At 41.8% G+C, this 19,106-nt stretch carries 16 protein-coding genes; 12 read left to right on the top strand and 4 right to left on the bottom strand.

The features are described 5' to 3' along the window. Positions 1-232: 232 nt before the first annotated feature. Positions 233-1,510 carry a glutamyl-tRNA reductase gene (hemA, locus tag AABK40_RS00750; RefSeq protein ID WP_338397398.1) on the top strand — a complete coding sequence of 426 codons (1,278 nt, stop codon included), beginning with the start codon at positions 233-235 and terminating at the stop codon, positions 1,508-1,510. A gap of 36 nt (positions 1,511-1,546) precedes the next feature. Here the strand turns inward: hemA and AABK40_RS00745 are convergent, their stop codons facing one another. The 3 genes from AABK40_RS00745 to AABK40_RS00735 form a co-directional block, all read right to left on the bottom strand. Beyond that, positions 1,547-3,058 (bottom strand): SpoVR family protein, encoded by a 1,512-nt coding sequence (locus tag AABK40_RS00745; protein WP_332922171.1) that lies wholly within the window; start codon positions 3,056-3,058, stop codon positions 1,547-1,549. A gap of 49 nt (positions 3,059-3,107) precedes the next feature. Beyond that, on the bottom strand, positions 3,108-4,382 hold the full coding sequence (locus AABK40_RS00740; RefSeq protein ID WP_332922172.1) for a YeaH/YhbH family protein: 1,275 nt from the start codon (positions 4,380-4,382) through the stop codon (positions 3,108-3,110). A gap of 81 nt (positions 4,383-4,463) precedes the next feature. Beyond that, entirely contained in the window at positions 4,464-6,392 is a 1,929-nt protein-coding gene (locus AABK40_RS00735) for a PrkA family serine protein kinase (RefSeq protein ID WP_332922173.1), read from the bottom strand. 421 nt (positions 6,393-6,813) lie between these two features. Between AABK40_RS00735 and AABK40_RS00730 the strand changes: the two genes are divergently transcribed. From AABK40_RS00730 to AABK40_RS00715, 4 genes are all read left to right on the top strand, one after another. Beyond that, the gene (locus tag AABK40_RS00730; protein WP_332922174.1) at positions 6,814-7,848 is read left to right on the top strand and encodes a potassium channel family protein; all 1,035 of its coding nucleotides are present in this window, start codon (positions 6,814-6,816) and stop codon (positions 7,846-7,848) included. Positions 7,849-7,916: 68 nt separating this feature from the next. After that, a complete protein-coding gene (locus AABK40_RS00725; protein ID WP_338397397.1) occupies positions 7,917-8,726 on the top strand; it encodes an SDR family NAD(P)-dependent oxidoreductase in 810 nt (269 codons plus the stop codon). A gap of 3 nt (positions 8,727-8,729) precedes the next feature. After that, positions 8,730-9,710 (top strand): NAD-dependent epimerase/dehydratase family protein, encoded by a 981-nt coding sequence (locus AABK40_RS00720; protein WP_332922176.1) that lies wholly within the window; start codon positions 8,730-8,732, stop codon positions 9,708-9,710. 654 nt (positions 9,711-10,364) lie between these two features. After that, positions 10,365-11,288 carry a helix-turn-helix domain-containing protein gene (locus AABK40_RS00715; RefSeq protein ID WP_332922177.1) on the top strand — a complete coding sequence of 308 codons (924 nt, stop codon included), beginning with the start codon at positions 10,365-10,367 and terminating at the stop codon, positions 11,286-11,288. Between the two features lie 73 nt (positions 11,289-11,361). Here AABK40_RS00715 and AABK40_RS00710 read toward each other — a convergent pair whose 3' ends face one another. Further along, entirely contained in the window at positions 11,362-11,874 is a 513-nt protein-coding gene (locus AABK40_RS00710) for a YfiR family protein (RefSeq protein WP_332922178.1), read from the bottom strand. 317 nt (positions 11,875-12,191) lie between these two features. Here AABK40_RS00710 and prfA point away from each other — a divergent pair, with 317 nt between their 5' ends. The 7 genes from prfA (at position 12,192) to yfcE (ending at position 18,996) form a co-directional block, all read left to right on the top strand. Then, positions 12,192-13,262, top strand: coding sequence for a peptide chain release factor 1 (prfA, locus tag AABK40_RS00705; protein ID WP_332922179.1), 1,071 nt, complete (start codon positions 12,192-12,194; stop codon positions 13,260-13,262). 108 nt (positions 13,263-13,370) lie between these two features. Beyond that, complete coding sequence (locus tag AABK40_RS00700) at positions 13,371-14,738, top strand: hypothetical protein (protein WP_338397396.1); 1,368 nt, start codon at positions 13,371-13,373, stop codon at positions 14,736-14,738. Positions 14,739-15,002: 264 nt separating this feature from the next. Further along, positions 15,003-15,599 (top strand): sigma-70 family RNA polymerase sigma factor, encoded by a 597-nt coding sequence (locus AABK40_RS00695; protein WP_332922181.1) that lies wholly within the window; start codon positions 15,003-15,005, stop codon positions 15,597-15,599. Positions 15,600-15,676: 77 nt separating this feature from the next. Continuing rightward, positions 15,677-16,411, top strand: a complete 735-nt coding sequence (locus AABK40_RS00690) for an acyl-CoA desaturase (protein ID WP_332922182.1) — start codon at positions 15,677-15,679, stop codon at positions 16,409-16,411. A 96-nt stretch (positions 16,412-16,507) separates the two neighbouring features. After that, the gene (locus AABK40_RS00685; protein ID WP_332922183.1) at positions 16,508-17,545 is read left to right on the top strand and encodes an RluA family pseudouridine synthase; all 1,038 of its coding nucleotides are present in this window, start codon (positions 16,508-16,510) and stop codon (positions 17,543-17,545) included. Between the two features lie 152 nt (positions 17,546-17,697). Next, positions 17,698-18,444 (top strand): SDR family NAD(P)-dependent oxidoreductase, encoded by a 747-nt coding sequence (locus AABK40_RS00680; RefSeq protein ID WP_338397395.1) that lies wholly within the window; start codon positions 17,698-17,700, stop codon positions 18,442-18,444. A gap of 6 nt (positions 18,445-18,450) precedes the next feature. After that, positions 18,451-18,996, top strand: coding sequence for a phosphodiesterase (gene yfcE, locus AABK40_RS00675; protein WP_338397394.1), 546 nt, complete (start codon positions 18,451-18,453; stop codon positions 18,994-18,996). Positions 18,997-19,106 lie beyond the last annotated feature (110 nt).

Here is a 19,106-nt window from a genome sequence, read left to right as displayed (position 1 = left end):
AGCCACAAATATATAATAGAATCGACAAAAATTTATTAATTTTTCTATGCTGACCACCCTTCACTAACAGTTTTATATTAAAGATCTATTAGTCATAAATAGGTAGGAGATGAGTAAAACGGCTTGATTTTCGCTGAATAATTTAGAATAGATATAAATAACCTTCAAAAATGATTATTATCAGCGAATTTAGTGAGGAAACAAGTATTTTTGTGAGGTAGAAGAAGAAATTATGGTAAATCAGATTAAAGTAACAGGGATTTCGCACAAAAGCGCAGAAATTGATCTGCGAGAAATCGTTGCGCTTAATGAGCAAGGGTGTAAAACCTTACTTTTTGAACTTAAAGAGAAGTTGGGAATTAACGAGGCTTTGGTGCTTTCAACATGTAACCGAACGGAGGTCTATTACAATCACAGTAAAGACTTAACGTTTGAGATCGGTCGAATTGTTGGATTGGTAAAACACCTGCCAAACCCGTGTTCTGTTGCTCAAAAATTCACTGGTATTACCAATCATCACGAAGCTGTTCACTACTTATTTCAGATAAGTATGGGCTTGGAATCTAAAGTGGTCGGAGATATTCAGATTTCCAACCAGGTGAAAAAAGCTTATCAATGGGCTTGTGATGAAAATATGGCGGGCCCATTTCTTCACCGTCTGATGCATACCATATTCTACTGCAACAAACGGGTATCTCAAGAAACAGCTTTCCGCGATGGTGCTGCTTCTGTTTCTTATGCTGCTTCAGAAATTGCTGAAAACCTCACGACACAGATTGTCAACCCTAAAATTCTGGTTCTTGGACTGGGAGAAATCGGGGAAGATGTTACTAAAAACCTGGTGGATGCTGGCTTTCAGGAAATTTATATTTCCAACAGAACAGAAAGTAAAGCAAGCAAGTTAGCCGATGAGCTGAACGTCAAGACGCTTCCTTTTGAATCTGCGAAAAAATTCCTTGCCGAAGAGGCGGATGTAATCATCAGCTCGGTGGCGATGGACAAACCGTTTATTACTGCTGATTTTGTCAGAAGCTTCCCTATTCACGGTTACAAACATTTCATCGACCTTTCAGTGCCAAGAAGTATTGAGTTGGAAATTGAAAACATTTCAGGAGCCACACTTCATAATATTGATAATATTACTGCAACCACCAATAAAGCTTTGGATAAACGCATTAAGGCGATACCAATGGTGAAGGAGATTATCGTGGAATGCCAGGCCGAGTTCATGAATTGGAGCAAGGAGATGGTGGTTTCGCCGACGATCAAGAAAATGAAAAATGCTTTGGAGCAAATCCGCCAACAGGAATTAACCAGATACCTCAAAAATGCTTCTGACGAAGAAGCTAAAATGATGGAGAAGGTTACCAAGTCCATGGTTCAGCGAATTATGAAGCTGCCTGTGTTGCAACTAAAAGCCGCCTGCAAGCGTGATGAAGCTGACCAGATTGTTGATGTTTTGAATGATCTTTTCGACTTGGAGAAGTCACAGGAACTGATCAAAAAATAAAAGTAAAAAGCTGTCCTTTAAGACAGCTTTTTTTATTTAGTAAGACTTTTTCAGCAACTGGTTAACACCGAGTTTATTTTTACGGTAAAGATGTACTGGAAACCCCCACAGGTACCGCACATAGTCCAGTGTTTCCTCCGCCTCTTTATCATTCAGCTGATAGTTATGGATTGGGTTGTAGATAAGCTTCAATACGTTACTTTCATGTAAATCCCCTTTCTCCGCCTGAATATCGGGCACATAATTCTCCCGAGCATATTGCGAACTGATCGACTCCCTTAATTTTCGATAGCCAGACTCATTGTGAATTGCCGTAATTTCATAATGCTTCTCCTTCTCATCATCGCGAATTGCAAACAGTCGCATGTCGCGCATCACTTTCGGTGACAGGTATTGCAACAAAAAGGAATCGTCACGGAAGTTCTGCATGGCAAAATGAAAATGTTCCAGCCAGTCTTTTCCTGCCATATTTGGGAACCATGCTTTATCTTCGGCTGTCGGATTTTCACAAATCCGCTTCATATCCATAAAGATGTTGAAGCCCAGGGTATAGGGATTCAACCCACTGAAAAACTTACTTGAATAGGGCGGCTGAAAGATCACACTACTGTGATGGTGCAAAAACTCAAGCATAAAACCTTCTTCGAGAAATCCTTCATCATGCATTTTATTGATCAGGTGGTAATGTGTAAAAGTGGCAAAACCCTCATTCATTACTTTGGTTTGTGACTGCGGATAAAAATACTGACTGACCTTACGGACAATTCTGATTAACTCCCGCTTCCATTGGGGTAATCGGGGGGCATTTTTCTCAATGTAGTACAGGATATTTTCCTCCACTTCAGCGCCACGCTGCCTTTCCTCTACAATGGGTGAGGTTGAGGAAGGAATCGTTTTCCACAGTTCATTATAACTCTCCCGCTTGAAATCTACCAGCTGCCGCAACCGTTCATTTTCCTCCCTGATACTTCGCTCACTGGGTTTTTTGTATTTATCAACACCAAGGTTCATCAGTGCATGGCAGGCATCCAGCGTAGCCTCCACCTCCTCATAACCAAACTCATCCTCGCATTTGAGCACATAATCACGGGCAAAAACCATATAATCAAGAATTGCATCGGCGCTCGTCCAGTCTTTAAACATATAATTCCCTTTGAAAAAGGCATTATGCCCCTGGCAGGCATGCGCAATCACGAGAACCATCAAGCAAGTCGAATTATTCTCCATATTATAGGAGATGCAGGGATTGCTGTTGATGACCATTTCATAGGAAAGCCCCATTCGCCCTTGCCGATAATTATTCTGATTAATCACAAAGTCTTTTCCGAACTTCCAGTGCGGGTAAGAGGTTGGCAAACCAATCAGCGAGTAGGCATCAAGCATCTGTTCAGAAGTTACAACTTCAATTTGGTTGGGGTAGGTGTCAAGCTTCAGGAAAGATTTCCCAAAATAGTCGGTGATCTCATTGGCCAGCTCAATAGATTCAAAATCCCAATGAGGATTGGAAAACATCTTTTTACTGAGTTCTTTTTTTGAATGTATGCTCATAGGGGGTTATTCAATTGATGGGTATAAGTAATGAAAAAAGGAAGGAGGTTTAAGTTGTTTTTATCACCGATTTCTTTTTGAAAAGGCCTTTGAATACAGGCCATATTTCAGATACCTGATATATTTTCCTGATCGAAAATCCTGAATCCTCCGAAATGGCCTTATAATTTTGCCACAGATAACTGGAGTACTCGCTGTTATTTATTTCCAGATAGGCCATATACTGCACCTGCGGTAGCAATTGCTCCTTAATAATGTTTCGGCATTCGACCGCATCACGTTCAGACCAGGCATCACCATCCGAAGCCTGGCAACAATAAATATTCCAATCAGAGAGGTTGTACCGTTCACGGATGATATCACGCATCAGCTTTAAAGAAGGCGCCACGATCGTACCCCCTGATTCCCTGGAATTGAAAAACTCTTCCTCATCAACCTCTTTGGCCACAGTATGGTGGCGGATAAAAACAATCTCAATTTTCTTGTACTGCTTCTGTAAAAAGATATACAACAGCGTAAAAAATCGTTTGGCAATATCCTTTTCATGCTCCCCCATAGAGGCAGAAACATCCATAATACAAAACATCACCGCAGAGGTAATCGGCTGCGGGTGGGGCTCATGGTTTTTATACCGCAGGTCGATATGATCAAAGAACGGAACATTCTTCATCTGCTTCTCTACCAATTCAATTTCAGCCAATAGGGAAGCCTTTTCTTCAACATCAGTACTGCTCTCATAAGCTGCTTTTAAACCTTCAAGCTTCTTTTTCAGCACTCCCTTAATGGCAATCTGCCGAGCCATAGATTGCTGATAACTTGTTTTGATCGCCAATTTTGCGGGGCTCCCTTCTTTTGAATAACCTGCACGGCGTAACTTGGTCGCCTCGGTTTGCTCCATATATTTTTTCAGCAGATTTGGCAATTCCAGATCATCGAAAAAATAATGAAGGAACTCATCACGGGTAATGGTCACCGAAAACTCATCTTCCGTGACCGCAGGATCATTGGAGCCCTGCCCTTGTCCGCTGCCTTTACCTTCTCCACTTGGTGGTTTGGGAATCTTATCCCCCTGATTGAAACGATCATTTCCTGGCCGTACAGTTGTTTTGTTGCCCGTCCGTCCGTCATGGTGAAAAGAGGGTTCACTGATTTTTTTTATGGGTACGCGGACGGTCCCCCCTTTGGAGGCATCGGTAATTTTTTCCTGACTGATCAAATCAGGTAATGCTTTTTTTATTTGGTCTTCCACACGGCGCAAAAACCGATGTCGGTTACTTGTCGATTTCCCTTTGGAATTTTGGCGTCTGTCTATAATTTTTCCCATCACCTTGGTTGGTTTAATTCGATAAAGAAAAACCCAGAATCATGGAGCTGACCCTGGGTTATTTTCAAGCTTTATACTGGCTTAGGCCATGGTCTTTCTGACACGCATAAACCAATCTACAAGAATACGGATCTGCTTGTAAGTATACCCACGATCCTGCATTCGGTTGATAAAGTCCTTATGCTTGGCCTCATCTTCCTTATTGGATTTAGCATTGAAGGTAATTACAGGCAACAAATCCTCTGTATTAGCGAAGATTTTCTTTTCAATGACCGTCTTGATTTTCTCATAGGTATCCCACCTTGGCGACTGTCCCTCATTCGAGGCCTTATAGCGTAAGGTAAAATTGGTTACCTCAGCACGAAAATCCTTGGGATTCGCAATTCCTGCAGGTTTTTCAATTTTCTCCAGTTCATCATTCAGCATCGATCGGCTAAGCATCTCACCCGAATCTGGATCACGGTAATCGTTATTCTGCATCCAATGATCTGCATATACAACATACTTCTCAAAGATATTTTGTCCGTAAGTTGAATAGGATTCGATATATGCTTTCTGAATTTCATCAGCAATAAACTCTGCATATTTCGATGCCAGCACTGATTTCACGATATTCAGATAACGTTCTTCCCGATCTTTATCCATCTGCATTTTAATGATCTCCTGCTCCAAGACATAGAGCAAATGAACGGGGTTGGCTGCAATTTCATCAGTATCATAATTAAATACTTTTGACAGTACCTTAAAGGCAAATCGGGTAGAAATCCCCGTCATTCCCTCATTAATACCAGCCTCATCCTGATACTCCTGCAGGCTTTTAGCATTAGGGTCAGTATCCTTAAGAGACTCCCCGTTGTAAACTCTCATTTTTGAAAATAAAGAAGAGTTTTCTGAGGGAGTCAAACGTGACATCACGGCAAACTGTGCTAATATTTCGAGGGTCTGCGGTGCACAAGCGGCTTCACTGAGTGAGCTTTCTCGAATCAACTTTTCATAAATCTTGATTTCCTTATCAACCCGCAGCACATAAGGCACCTGTACTTTATAAATCCGATCGAGGAAGGCTTCATTTTTCTTATCAGAAGTAAACTTCGCCCACTCAGATTCATTGGAATGGGCAAGAATAATTCCATCGAAAGGAATTGCCCCGATAGGCTCTGTTCCTTTATAATTATTTTCCTGTGTGGCTGTAAGTAATGGGTTAAGCACTTTAATAGGCGCTTTAAACATCTCGACAAACTCCATCACCCCTTGATTGGCAAGACACAAACCTCCAGTGAAAGAGTAGGCGTCAGGGTCGGACTGTTGATGCTCGGCAAGCTTACGAATATCCACCTTACCCACCAAGGTTGAAATATCCTGGTTATTTTCGTCACCAGGCTCTGTTTTCGCTACCGCTACCTGATCCTGCACCGATGGGTACATCTTCACAACACGAAATTGATTAACATCTCCCCCAAACTCTTTCAACCGTTTGGAAGCCCAAGGACTCATACACATCGGAATGTAACGAGAAGAAATACCATAAGCTTCTTCGATCTCTTTCTTATAGGAAGAAAACAACCCTAAAGGGCTTTCAAATACTGGTGAAACCGTATCTCCGGCTTTCAGCACATAAATAGGATTTTCCTGAATGAGTGCTTTCACCTTTTCAGCCAATGAACTTTTACCACCACCAACAGGTCCCATCAAGTACAGAATCTGCTTTTTCTCTTCCAATCCCTGGGCAGAGTGGCGGAAGTAGGAAACAATTTGCTCAATTGTTGTTTCCATTCCATAGAAATCCTCGAAAGCAGGGTAGACCTTAATCCGTTTGTTGGAAAACAGTCTGCTTAACTTCGGGTCATCACCCGTATTAATCACTTTAGGTTCCCCTATGGATTTCAGCATTCTTTCTGCAGGCTTGAGAAAGGCCGTTTGGTCGGTTTTACACAGCTCCAGATACTCGGACACTGTCAATTCAACCGTGTTACTGTGGTAGTTCTTTTTTATTTTATCTAATAGGCTCATATATCCTCCTTGGTTATCGTCTTCTGTCAGGTAAATGATAAGATATTCAAATCGATGGGGCAGAAAGAGACCAATATTTACTTTCAGACAAATAAGTTTTGGATGTAACTATTCTACTACCCTATAATTACTAATACGATCAATAGTAAATATCCGTTGTTGAATATTATTTGGCGTATTTTACATATAGACAAATATTATTAACATCCATAAAGTTTTTACACAATCAAAATTCCGCCTATTTTTTGTGTTTTTTATTACAATAAAGCCATATTTCAGACCAACTAATAGGATTCATCATAGGTGTAAAAATCTTGATGTTGAAGAAAGATTTCTCAATTTCATCCAAATGAACTTTTTTTTTAATAATTTTGGGAATTGAATTTTTCTCATAGATTATTCCCTTTTAGCCCATCACATATTGAAATTCGCTTTTATAGACCGAGATGTTCTTCCCTCATTTAAAAGGCTCTTTGTCGCTGTCAGTTTACTGCTGATCAGTTTTTTAACTGGCACTTCCTTCTATTACCTTCACGAAGGGTTTTCACTGGTGGATGCTTCGTATATGTCCATCATCACTATCTCGACGGTGGGCTACGGAGAAATTTTTCCACTCAGCCCAGCGGCACGCCTTTTTACCTCCTGCTATATTGTCAGTAACCTGATTATCATCGCCTTTGGAGTTTCTACCCTGACCAGCTACCTTTTTGGTGGGGAAGTCAATAAAATGTTAAACCGATATAAAATGAACCGAGAAGTTAAACGCCTGAAAGACCATGTGATTGTGTGTGGCCTGGGACGAAATGGGATAAAAGCTTGTGAGGAGCTGGCGCGCGCAGGCACCCCTTTTGTGGTGGTAGAAGCCAATACAGAAGTGCTCGATACCTTTCCCTACAACATTGGCTCATCGATCATTCTTGGAGATGCCACAATGGACCATGTGCTCATTAAGGCAGGGATACTTGCCGCCAAAGCACTGATTACCACCTTGCCCTCAGATGCCGAAAATGTTTTTATTACCCTCACTTGCCGTGAGCTGAACCCCCATGTGCGTGTTATTGCGAGGGCCAATGAAGAATCTTCCGAGAAAAAGCTGATGCGGGCGGGTGCGTCGCGCATTGTTAAGCCAGATACCCTTGGTGGTTACCATATGGCACAGCTGATTACCAAACCTGTGGTGATTGAGTTTATTGACCTGCTCAGTGGTGTAACGAATGTTGATATGCAGATGGAAGAAATTCGCTACGAGAATATTGCGCAGAAGTACCGTAACCTGACCATCAAAGAGATGGATGTGCGAAACATGACAGGCGTTTCGGTGATTGGCCTAAAAATGCCCGATAAACAATTCAATTTCAACCCTTCCATTCATGACAAAATAGAAGAGCACACGACCATTATTGTGATTGGTTCAAATGAACAGATCAGCACATTCAACAAAAAATATTGCAATTAAATTTGATTCAATAATCAATTCGGCGCGCAAATAAGTTAAGGTAGATATCATTCCGCTAAATTTTGACCATGTCTGCTACCCCTCCCTATACCCTGATTACTGGAGCTTCCTCTGGTTTGGGAAAAGCTTTTGCTGAACTGTTTGCCCAGCAAAGTAAGCCTTTGATTTTAATTGCACTGCAAGACAGCGGACTGAAAATGTTGGCTGAAAAGCTAAGGCAAACCTATAATACGGTCGTGATATATTTTACCACTGACCTGACAGATGCCACTTCGCTTCGGTTACTGGTAGAGCAAGAATTACTGCATCGGCCAATTGATACTTTAATTAACAATGCTGGCACGGGCGGCTCCAAGGCGATGGAGCATGTTCAGTGGCCATATATTGAAAATATATTACGTCTGAATATTACAGCACTTACATTCCTGACCTACTCACTGCTCGATCAGTTAAAACTTCAGCCCCATGCCTGGATATTGAATGTATCAAGTATGACTTGTTTTCACCCAACGGGCTTTAAAACCGTTTATCCAGCATCCAAGGCCTTTGTTTATACCTTCTCTGTGGGTTTGAGGGAAGAGCTTAAAAACTCCAATGTATCGGTTAGTGTTATTACCCCAGGCCCGATGATGACCAACCCTGAGGTCACTCGCAGAACAAAAAAGCAAGGATGGTTTGCCAGAATTGCCTGCCTGAGCCCTGAAAAAACCGCTCAAGTAGGATTGAAAAAAATGTATGCAAGAAAAGCCGTCATTACGCCTGGTTTAGGCAATAAATTCTTTCACTTACTGAGCGTCCTGTTACCTGGTGCCATCCGAGTACCATTTTTAACAAATAGGGTTAAAGTTGAAATTTCTCAATTCACCAACACCAAATAATTAATGAAAGTACTCGTCACTGGCGCCAACGGCCTTTTAGGAAGCAATGTCATCAGAGCACTACTACAAAAAGGCTACGAACCTAAAGCGATGGTTCGCCCCAAAGCGAATATTAAAGGATTTGAAGGTTTGAACGTTGAAATATTTTATGGGCAACTGACCAACCCCGACCATATTGAAGAAGCCATGATGGACTGCCAGGCGGTTATTCACACGGCCGCCAACACCAATATGAATGGACTCACTGCTGATTTCTACGCTTTCAATACCAACAGCACCCGTGCGCTCGTAGAGACGGCTGTACGGCAAAAAATTCATCGGTTTATATTTGTGAGTACAGCGAATGCTTTTGGCTATGGCACAAAGAAAAGCCCAGGCCATGAGGCCCTTCCTCCGAGCCCTGTATTTATGCGTACCGGCTATGCCAAGAGTAAAGTGAACGCACAGAAAATAGTCCTCGAGGCCGTTCAGCAGCAAAAGCTGAATGCCATTATCGTCAATCCAAGTTTCATTATTGGGCCTTACGATGCCAAGCCTTCCTCGGGGCGCATCCTGCTCATGGCCAACCAGTGGTTTGCCTTTGCTCCTCCAGGGGGAAAAAACTTTGTTTCGGCCAAAGATGCCGCCACGGCAATTGTTAATGGGCTGATCAACGGTAGCGCAGGGGAGGCCTTCATTCTCGCAGGTGAAAACCTCTCTTACCGCCAGTTTTTCAAAAAATGCCAACAACTCAACCAGCTTCCAAAAGTGATTATCACCTTACCCAAGCCTTTACTTAAATTAGGGGCCAGGTTTGGTGTAGCCTGGCGCAGCATCAGTGGAAAAGCCATTGAACTGACCCCTGCAAACGCTAAAATCTTATGCGTTAAAAATTATTACCACGCCTCCAAAGCTCAGAAAGAACTCATGATGCCCCAGTCGGGCATTGATCAGGCGATCAAAGAAGCACTGGCCTGGTTCAGGACACAAAACATGATTTCCTGAGCAGGGGAAAAGACACCTTTATTGACTATTGTATTATACAAACGAACCGCTTTTTAGTCCGCCTAAATAAAACCGCTAACTATTTATTAGTCAAGTTCAATTTTTATTCAATTATTGAACTATAATATTAAGCCCCTAAAATGTTTGACTAACAACCGATTATAAGCTCCTAAACAGCATTTTACCAATACAAACAGCCTAACTGTTCAGCTGTACGCATTGCTAATTATCAATATTTTCATCATTTTATACATAAGCCCAAACATTGTGGCCTATTTTTTGATTTAAAATAAAGCAAAATCATCATCTTAAAAGACAAAAAGATAGCCCCAATTAGTATAATTTTCGCCTTTTCACTTAAATATTTAATAATTGAAACATGTTACCCCTTTCGGCAGTAAATTATGATAAACAGGGCTAAAATAATTTCTTTTAAGTCAGAAAAACATAAACATTTTAATTTTTGAATTGTTCTTAGATTAATTTTGATCGAAAAAAAATAACCGAAGAATAAAATATAAAAAATTAAATTACTAAATTTGAACAAAACCAATAAGCCCTAACATTAAACACTTATTTTCAGTAAGTTAATAAACACAGCTTTGGTTTAATTTGATAATTCAGGGATTATTGAACAGTGTAAGTTGATAGATCATGGAAGATTATAACAAGATTATCGAGTCATTGGGCGTAAGATATGCTAAGGCAAAAAATATTAAAATATTACAACCCTTAACAATCACCAATTTCTACGATGTTGAAAACACCATATTATTACTTAATAAAGGTGAAGTACGATTTGGAGAAGAAGATGAATTAGTAAAAGAAGGGGATATTTTGTTTATTCCTGGAGGCCACTCGACCACCATTTCTTATGGGTCAGGTAAGCCAGATGTTTTAAACAATGATGAGTTCATCACACAGCGTGATGACTATTTCAAATCTTTCCATCATTCTGAGCTCGAGGATACCATTGCAGAAAATTTCTCTTATGTTTCTTTTGAAGCTAAAGTATTTGATTCTGTAAACTTCTTCAACTCTCTTGATATTCCACCTTTCATTATTGGTAGAAATGATCGCTTGGCGGCTATCATGCGCTCCATCTTGAAGGAAAGTGTATCTGAGTTGGCAGGTAACCAACGTGTGGTAAAAATCAATACCGAATATTTGGTGGTGGAGATTGTTCGCCACATTATCCGCAACCGCCTGTTTGTTGAACAACTGGCAACGAACAGTACTTATTTTAAGGATCCTCGATTGATTGATATCTTCAATTATATCAAGGAGAATCTTGAAGGCGATCTGTCCAATAAAGTTTTGGCGAGTGTAGCCAATGTTTCTGAGGATTATGTTGGGCAGTATTTTAAAATGCTGACAGGAATTAACCCTCAGGATTATATCGAGTACCAGCGCATGGAGAAGGCGGTAGGTTTATTGAGAACAACCAAGAAATCTATTCGCGACATCGGTAAAGAAGTAGGCTATAAAGATACCGCTTATTTCTGTCGCCGTTTCAAGATGATGTTTGGTATTCCTGCAGGAAAGATGCGTCGTCGTGAATCATTAATGAATATCTAAGCACCCAAGAGTGCTTTAACCATAAAAAAACCTTGATCGCCGATGATCAAGGTTTTTTTATGTCTTTATTTTTTTAGTAAGTATTAACAGCAAACTTCTTCAGCGCATCCTTAATACTCAACTGCGATGCTTCTATCGTTGTGGTGTTAATGTCAAACTTTAATTTACCGTCCACCATCAAAAAACTAAAGCCAGCGCCTTCTTCGGCTGCCCCTTCCAGATCAGAAACAATCAAAACAGGCGAGCCTTTCAGAGCTTCAATATAGTTGGGCAAATCTGCCTGCCCACTGGGCACATATAATAGCTGGCATTGTTGGGCTTCTTCTACTGAACTGATTTTCTTCAATTCAATCGCCTTCCCCCTGATTTCCTTCTCCTCTGCCATTTTTTCCAAATGAGGGTAAAGCCCTGAATAGCCTACAAAGCCGATGGTAAACTTTTCATTTACCTCCGCATTAGGCCACTCTATATACTTCATAAAAGTATAAAGGTACAGCTTCTGAAAAGCATAGGATTGGTTTCCCTGCGCAAAAGCAATGGAACAGGTTGAAAATAATATTAAGAGAAAAATGATTTGTCGCTTCATTATCACAAAAGTAATCTGTTTTTCAATATACAAGCTATTGAAATCAACGAAAAATAATCACCAACTTAATTTAACCTAAAGCTGTACTAAAATCGGGTTCAGGCGCCTAAATTCCATTCCTGACAACACCAAACCATGTACTATTCAGAACTACTAATGGTCAAATTAATTTACAATCAGTGATTGATAAGAGTAATTATAGTAAAAAAAAGATGAAAACAGCCATGATTCACAAAGCTTTATCAATCCTGATTACTTTTGACGGGGAATAAAACATTGTTTTTATTAACTTTGCATATTCATAAGAAAGAACGAAAATGACTGAAAAACTTGAGGCTATCAAAGCTCGATATGAAGAAGTTGGGCAACTGTTAGTACAGCCCGATATTGCTTCAGACATGAAACAATTCACCAAGCTGACCAAAGAATTCTCTGACTTGGAAAAGGTGGTGAAAAAATATGAAGAATACCGAACGGTAATCAGTGGTATTGAAGAGGCGAAGCACATTTTGTCGACCGAGAAGGATGAAGACTATCGGGATATGGCCAAAATGGAGCTGAATGAACTGGAGCCTCAAGTGTCAACGATTGAAGCAGATTTAAAAGAATTATTGATCCCCAAAGATCCCAATGATGCCAAAGATGGTATCCTGGAGATCCGTGCAGGAACAGGTGGCGACGAAGCCTCTATTTTTGCGGGAGATCTTTTCCGTATGTATCAGCGATTTGCTGAAAAAAACAAATGGTCGGTATCACTGATGAGTGCCACAGAGGGATCTGCTGGTGGTTATAAAGAAATTATCGCCTCCGTTTCTGGTGCTGATGTTTACGGCAAGCTGAAATTTGAATCTGGTGTACACCGTGTACAGCGCGTTCCTCAGACAGAAACACAAGGCCGTGTTCACACTTCGGCCGCTACGGTTGCCCTGATGCCCGAAGCAGAGGATGTGGATTTTGAACTGAACCTGAAAGACATCAAGAAAGATACTTTCCGTGCCTCAGGTGCTGGTGGGCAGCACGTCAACAAAACGGAATCTGCCGTTCGATTAACTCACCTTCCGACCAATACGGTTGTGGAGTGTCAGGATGGTCGTTCACAGCATGCCAACTACGACAAAGCCCTGACAGTACTGCGCTCAAGATTGTATGAGGCTGAGCTGAAAAAGCATAATGATGCGATCTCGGAACACCGCCGCTCATTGGTAGGTTCTGGTGACCGATCAGATAAAATCCGAACATATAATTATCCACAGAGCCGTGTAACAGATCACCGCATCGGTTACTCTTCCCATAACCTTCCAGCCATTATGGACGGGGACATTGGTGACATTGTTGAGCAATTGCGTATTGCTGAAAATGCCACTAAAATGAATGGCGAGGAGCAATAGGCTTCTCCATTTTCTCAAAATATTAATTCACCCTTTACCTGATGGTAGGGGGTGGGTTCTCCACTTCATAAATATTCGTCTGAGCATTTTTTAACAGACCGCCTCCATATGCGATTTTCTTTTTTAGTCTTCTTCCTTCTCTTTTTTGCATGGGCATGCCTGCCTAAAGAAGAACAATTGTCTACCGACCCGATACTGAAACTGGCCTTTTCAACAGACACCCTTCAGTTCGATACCCTTATCAGTGGACAAAAAAGTACCTTTGAGCAACTTCAGGTTTATAATCGCGCAGAGAAAGCCATTGAAATCACCCAAATACGGCTCGCAGGCGGAGACAACTCCCCCTATCAGGTGATCATCAACGGCAACGAAACCACCACAGAAAATAACATCAGGCTATTGGGCAAAGATTCCTTGCTGATCATCGTTCAGTATCATGCTCAGGCCACCAATGAAAACGCCCCCGTTGCCATGCCCGACAGCTTAATCTTCCTGACCAACGGCAACGAACAAGAGGTGAAATGCCAGGCGGCAACACAGGATGTTTATCGTTTTGGCAAGCACACCATCCTTCAGGATACGACCTTAAAAGCCGACCGACCTTTTCTACTGACTGATACACTGACCGTAGCACCTGCCGTAAACCTTACCATTGAAGCAGGCGCCACTTTTCTTGCTCAACAAGCCGCAGCAGTCAATATATTTGGCAGCTTGCAGGCTCAGGGAACAAATGAACAGCCCATCGTTTTCAGAAATGAAAAACTGACCGTTGAAGCACCCTCGCAGTGGTCTGGGATTCACATTAACAGCCCTACGGGTGAAATAAATCTGCAGTTTACCGAAGTCAGAAATGCACAAAACAGTCTTTGTATTCAAAACAGCACCACGCCTGTGATGCTGAAAAACTGTCAGCTGATCAATCAGGGGGGATACGGCCTACTGATCAACCAGGCGGAAATTCATGCCGAAAACAGCATCTTCTCCAAGAGTGGAAAAGCCATGATTTGCAGCTATGGTGGTACACATTTTTATGGAAATCACCTGACCATCAACGGCATTGGAAGTAGCCTGTTGCGCCGCGACCCACTCATTAAGGTACAGCCCGAAGCTCCCGAAACGAACAGCAAAGTGCAGGCAAATGCTCCTCACTTTGAACTGATCAACAGTATAGTCTGGGGTGCTAATCAGGAGGAAATCTCAATTGAAGGAACTGACTCTCCGGCAGAGATCACCTTCTCTTTACTGAAAACCCTGCAGGATTTCGGAAACACGAACTTATATAACAACTATTTCAGCAGTGACCTTTTTCAAAATATTGAAGAGGATAATTACAAGCTGAAAGAAGATAGCCCTCAGATCGATCAGGCAACACCTACTGCCGTAAAAAAAGATTTCCTTGATCGAACACGAGATGAAAAACCCGATATCGGTGCCTTTGAGTTTATAGCCGAAGAAGACCTTACACCTACGGAGTAATCCATCCATCGTCATCCACGTAAATACGCACAAATACATCCTTGATTTTGGAAACTCAACAGCCAAAAAAAAGTGGGGTGCTGTAAAAAAAAAACAGACAAAAACAGCCTCTCAATACAGCAGCCATTACTTTTGATGATCACTTAAAATTTCATCACTTACATGTTGCACACCGAAAGGAGTTTCCTCAATTTTGTTAATAATCATCGCTTAGCCATTGATTTAATTTGATTCAATGATAATTAAATTATATTTGTGATTACAATGGAACTGACACAAAGCATTAACACCTATAGACCTCTTCTTTTTAAGATTGCTTTTGAAATACTTGACAATCTGAAAGATGCGGAAGACATCGTTCAAGAAACCCTCATTAAGTGGACCAGCATGGACCGCACCAAGGTAGCCAACCCTAAGGCGTACCTTGTGAGGGCAGTTACCAACGCCTGTCTGAATTTCAAGAAACAATGGAGGCACCGCATGGAGTGCCCATGGTCAATGGACATATCAGAGTTTCTTCCCTCCACCAAAGAGGTCGAAGAATTTAAGACTGATATTGACCACCAGTTGCGCTCGGCCTACAAAACAATGGTGAAAAAACTCAACCCTTTGGAACGAGGCACCTATCTGTTGCGCGAGGTATTTAACTTGGATTATCCCGAAATTTCTGAAATCTTCGAAAAAAAGAAAGATCATTGTCGCCAACTGGTTTCAAGGGCCAAACAACGCCTTGAGGATCAAAAAGAACGCTTCAATGTAGAAACACAGCAGGTAAAAAAAGGCTACGAACACTTCCTGAAAGCAAGTAGAGAGGGAAATTTGGACGATTTCATCAACTTCTTGAAAGAAGACACAAAATAATTTCTTTTAATTGTCACAAACAGAGGTGATGATTGTCATATAAGCAAAAGCTTTTATTGACTCTTTATTACCTCCGTATGGCAGTTATTCTTTTCTTTATCTTTACCTGGTATTTCTCCCTGTTTTTCCAGACCTTCTTTCTGCACAGATATGCAGCTCATAAAACATTCTCCATGTCGAAAAAAACCGAAAAGGTCTTTTTTATCCTGACATGGATTGGGCAAGGCTCAAGTTACCTGAGCCCCTATGCTTATGGCGTATTGCACCGTATGCACCATGCTTTTGCAGATACTGAGAAAGACCCACATTCCCCGATTTACGACAAGAACCTTTTTTATATGATGTTCCGCACCAAGAAAATCTTCACCGATATTCTTTACAGCAGAACCGAAGTAGAAAAAAGATTTACCCGTGGTGTACCCGAATGGAAAAGTTTTGATCTATTCGCTTCAAGCTGGGTTTCAAGAATCGGCTGGGGTTTGGTATATGTTGCCTTTTACGTTGCCTTTGCCGATCATATCCTTTTGTGGCTATTGCTGCCAGTACAATTTCTTCTTGCTCCTGTTCATGGGGTTATTATCAACTGGTTTGCGCACAAATACGGGTACCGTAACTTTGATGTGTCGGATACCTCCAAGAACCTTTTGCCAGTAGATTTTCTGATGATGGGCGAATCTTACCATAACAATCACCACTCTATGGGGCATCGCCCGAACTTTGGTGTAAAGTGGTGGGAGATCGACCCCACCTATCTTATCATTAAGATCCTGAATACTGTTGGAATAATTAAATTAAGAAAAGTTAAAAGTTAATAAAGATCTGCCTCAAGCTGTGCTTGGGGCTTTATTTTGTCCTCTCTTTGGACTTTCGGGTTCATGCACCTACCTTTGCGGTTGAAATTCAAGCTTATGAGTGAAGAAAAAAATGATTTTTTCGATGAAGAAATCAATGAGTTATATGAACATCATCGTATCGTAGCAGATCCCAAACAAGCCATTATCCGCCTGGATAAATTCTTGATGGACAAGCTGCCCAATGCGAGCCGTAGTAAGATTCAGAAGGGAATCAAAGATGGTTTCATCACCGTCAATGATAAAACCGTAAAGCCCAACCACAAATTACACCCTGAGGATGTAGTGGTCATGGCCATGCCAGAGCCGCCACGCGATACCGATGTGGTGCCTGAGGACATCCCCCTAAATATTGTATATGAAGACGACCATTTGTTGGTTGTGAACAAGGAAGCGGGGATGGTAGTACACCCAGCGCACCAGAACTGGTCTGGCACTTTGGTGAATGCCCTTGCGTATCACTTTAAAAACCTGCCAGAAATGGAAGGTAACACCGGACGCCCAGGCTTGGTTCACCGAATTGATAAAGACACCAGTGGTTTGTTGGTGATTGCCAAAACGGAGCAGGCAATGTCGGGATTGGCCCGCCAGTTTTTTGACCACAGCATTGAGCGTACCTACAACGCTTTAGTTTGGGGAGAGCCCAAAGAGCAGGAAGGGACCATCAATGTAAACATTGGCCGATCTTTGAAAGATCGTCGGGTTGTTGATGCTTTCCCTGAAGGGGATTTCGGTCGCGTAGCCATCACCCACTATAAAGTAATCAAGCCATTGCGCTATGTCACCATGATTCAGTGTAACCTTGAAACAGGGCGTACACACCAGATTCGTGCACATATGAAATACCTTGGCCACCCACTTTTCAGTGATGCCATGTACGGAGGAAATAAAATACTGAAAGGTACCTCATTCTCAAAATACAAGCAGTTTGTTGATAATTGTTTCAAGATTATGCCTCGGCAGGCTTTGCATGCCAAATCGCTTGGTTTTGAGCACCCGATCAGTAAAGAATGGATGCAGTTTGAGTGCGAACTTCCTGAGGACTTCACCAATGTGCTGGCCAAATGGGATCAATACGTTACTCATAACGACTAAAAAAAATTAAAAAAAGCGGACTTCATGTTCCGCTTTTTTTATGCCCTGTGCTGTCGGCATAAAAACGGAAATGCTATTTTTCAATAAAATTGATAAATTGGCTTTTCGTACATTTCTGTCCTTTCAGGGACTCACTTCTATCCTCAAAAAAGATGAAAAAGAAAATTGCCTTTATCACAGGAGCTACCTCAGGTATTGGGAAAGCCACTGCCGAAGCTTTAGCCCCACACTACAACCTGATTCTGTGTGGCCGCCGCGAAGAGCGACTGACTGAACTCGCCAATACCCTCGATACCGATACCTACCCGCTACTGTTTGATGTCAGAGAACTGGAAAAGGTGGAGCAATGTATTCATAGTCTTCCTGAAGAATGGAAGGCCATCGATCTGCTGATCAACAATGCAGGTAATGCCCATGGTCTGGACCTGATTCATCAGGGAAGTATTCTCGATTTTGATGCCATGATCGACATCAATGTAAAAGGCTTGCTTTATGTCTCGCGCACGATTGTCCCGATGATGGTCGAACGAAAAACAGGGCATATCATCAATATCAGCTCTATTGCAGGAAAAGAGGTCTACCCTAACGGAGGCGTTTACTGTGCCTCAAAACATGCTGTTACGGCCCTGAGTGATGGCTTGCGTATGGAATTGAACCCTTTCAATATCAAGGTCAGTAATGTATGCCCTGGCGCAGTGGATACAGAGTTCAGTGCTGTAAGGTTCAAAGGGGACATGGAACGTGCAAGCAAAGTGTATGAGGGCTACGAGCCACTGTATGCCAAAGATATTGCCGACATTATCGCATTCATGGTGTTGCGCCCTGAGCATGTCAATATCAGTGATATTACCATTCTCCCGAAAGCACAAGGTTCAGCTACAATTTTCAACAAAAAATAAACAGAGATGAAGGTCATTTTTATTTCGGATGTCCACGGGTCGATGATGGCCATAAAAAAAGCCCTGAAGGCGGTGGAACAAGAAAAAGCAGATCAGATTGTACTGGTTGGGGACTTGATGTATCACGGCCCTCGGAACCCATTACCTGAAGAATATGCCCCTGCAGATGTTGCCCAATTACTGAATACGTATAAAAATAAAATCATTGCCGTACGCGGAAATTGCGACAGCGAAGTGGACCAGATGCTACTGGATTTTCCAATGATGGCGGATTACACTGTTCTGCAAACAGAAGGGCAATATTTCTACATTACACATGGGCACCTCCATACACCTATGGACCCTCCAGCCTTGCCCAAAAATGCGATTTTTGTTTCTGGCCATACCCACCTGCCAGTAGCCGAAAAAGAAGGCGACTTATTTTTCTTCAATCCAGGTTCCGTAGCACTCCCAAAAGGTGGCTTTCAAGCAAGTTATGGTGTATTTGAGGGCAATACCTTAACGGTAAAAGACTTTAATGGAGAAACTATAAAAAGCACAACATTAGATTAACATAGTCTAAAAATATTACGTAACCATTTGCTTTCAATGCGCACAATCCATCGCCGAAGGCAACCCATTAATAAGCAATAAACACTTGTAAATTATGGGGTTTATATTTT

This window comes from Persicobacter psychrovividus (assembly GCF_036492425.1).
In the GTDB taxonomy this organism is placed as follows: Bacteria; Bacteroidota; Bacteroidia; order Cytophagales; family Cyclobacteriaceae; genus Persicobacter; species Persicobacter psychrovividus.
Note: the sequence above shows the minus strand (reverse complement) of the source record. Positions and strands in the feature narration are given on the sequence as shown.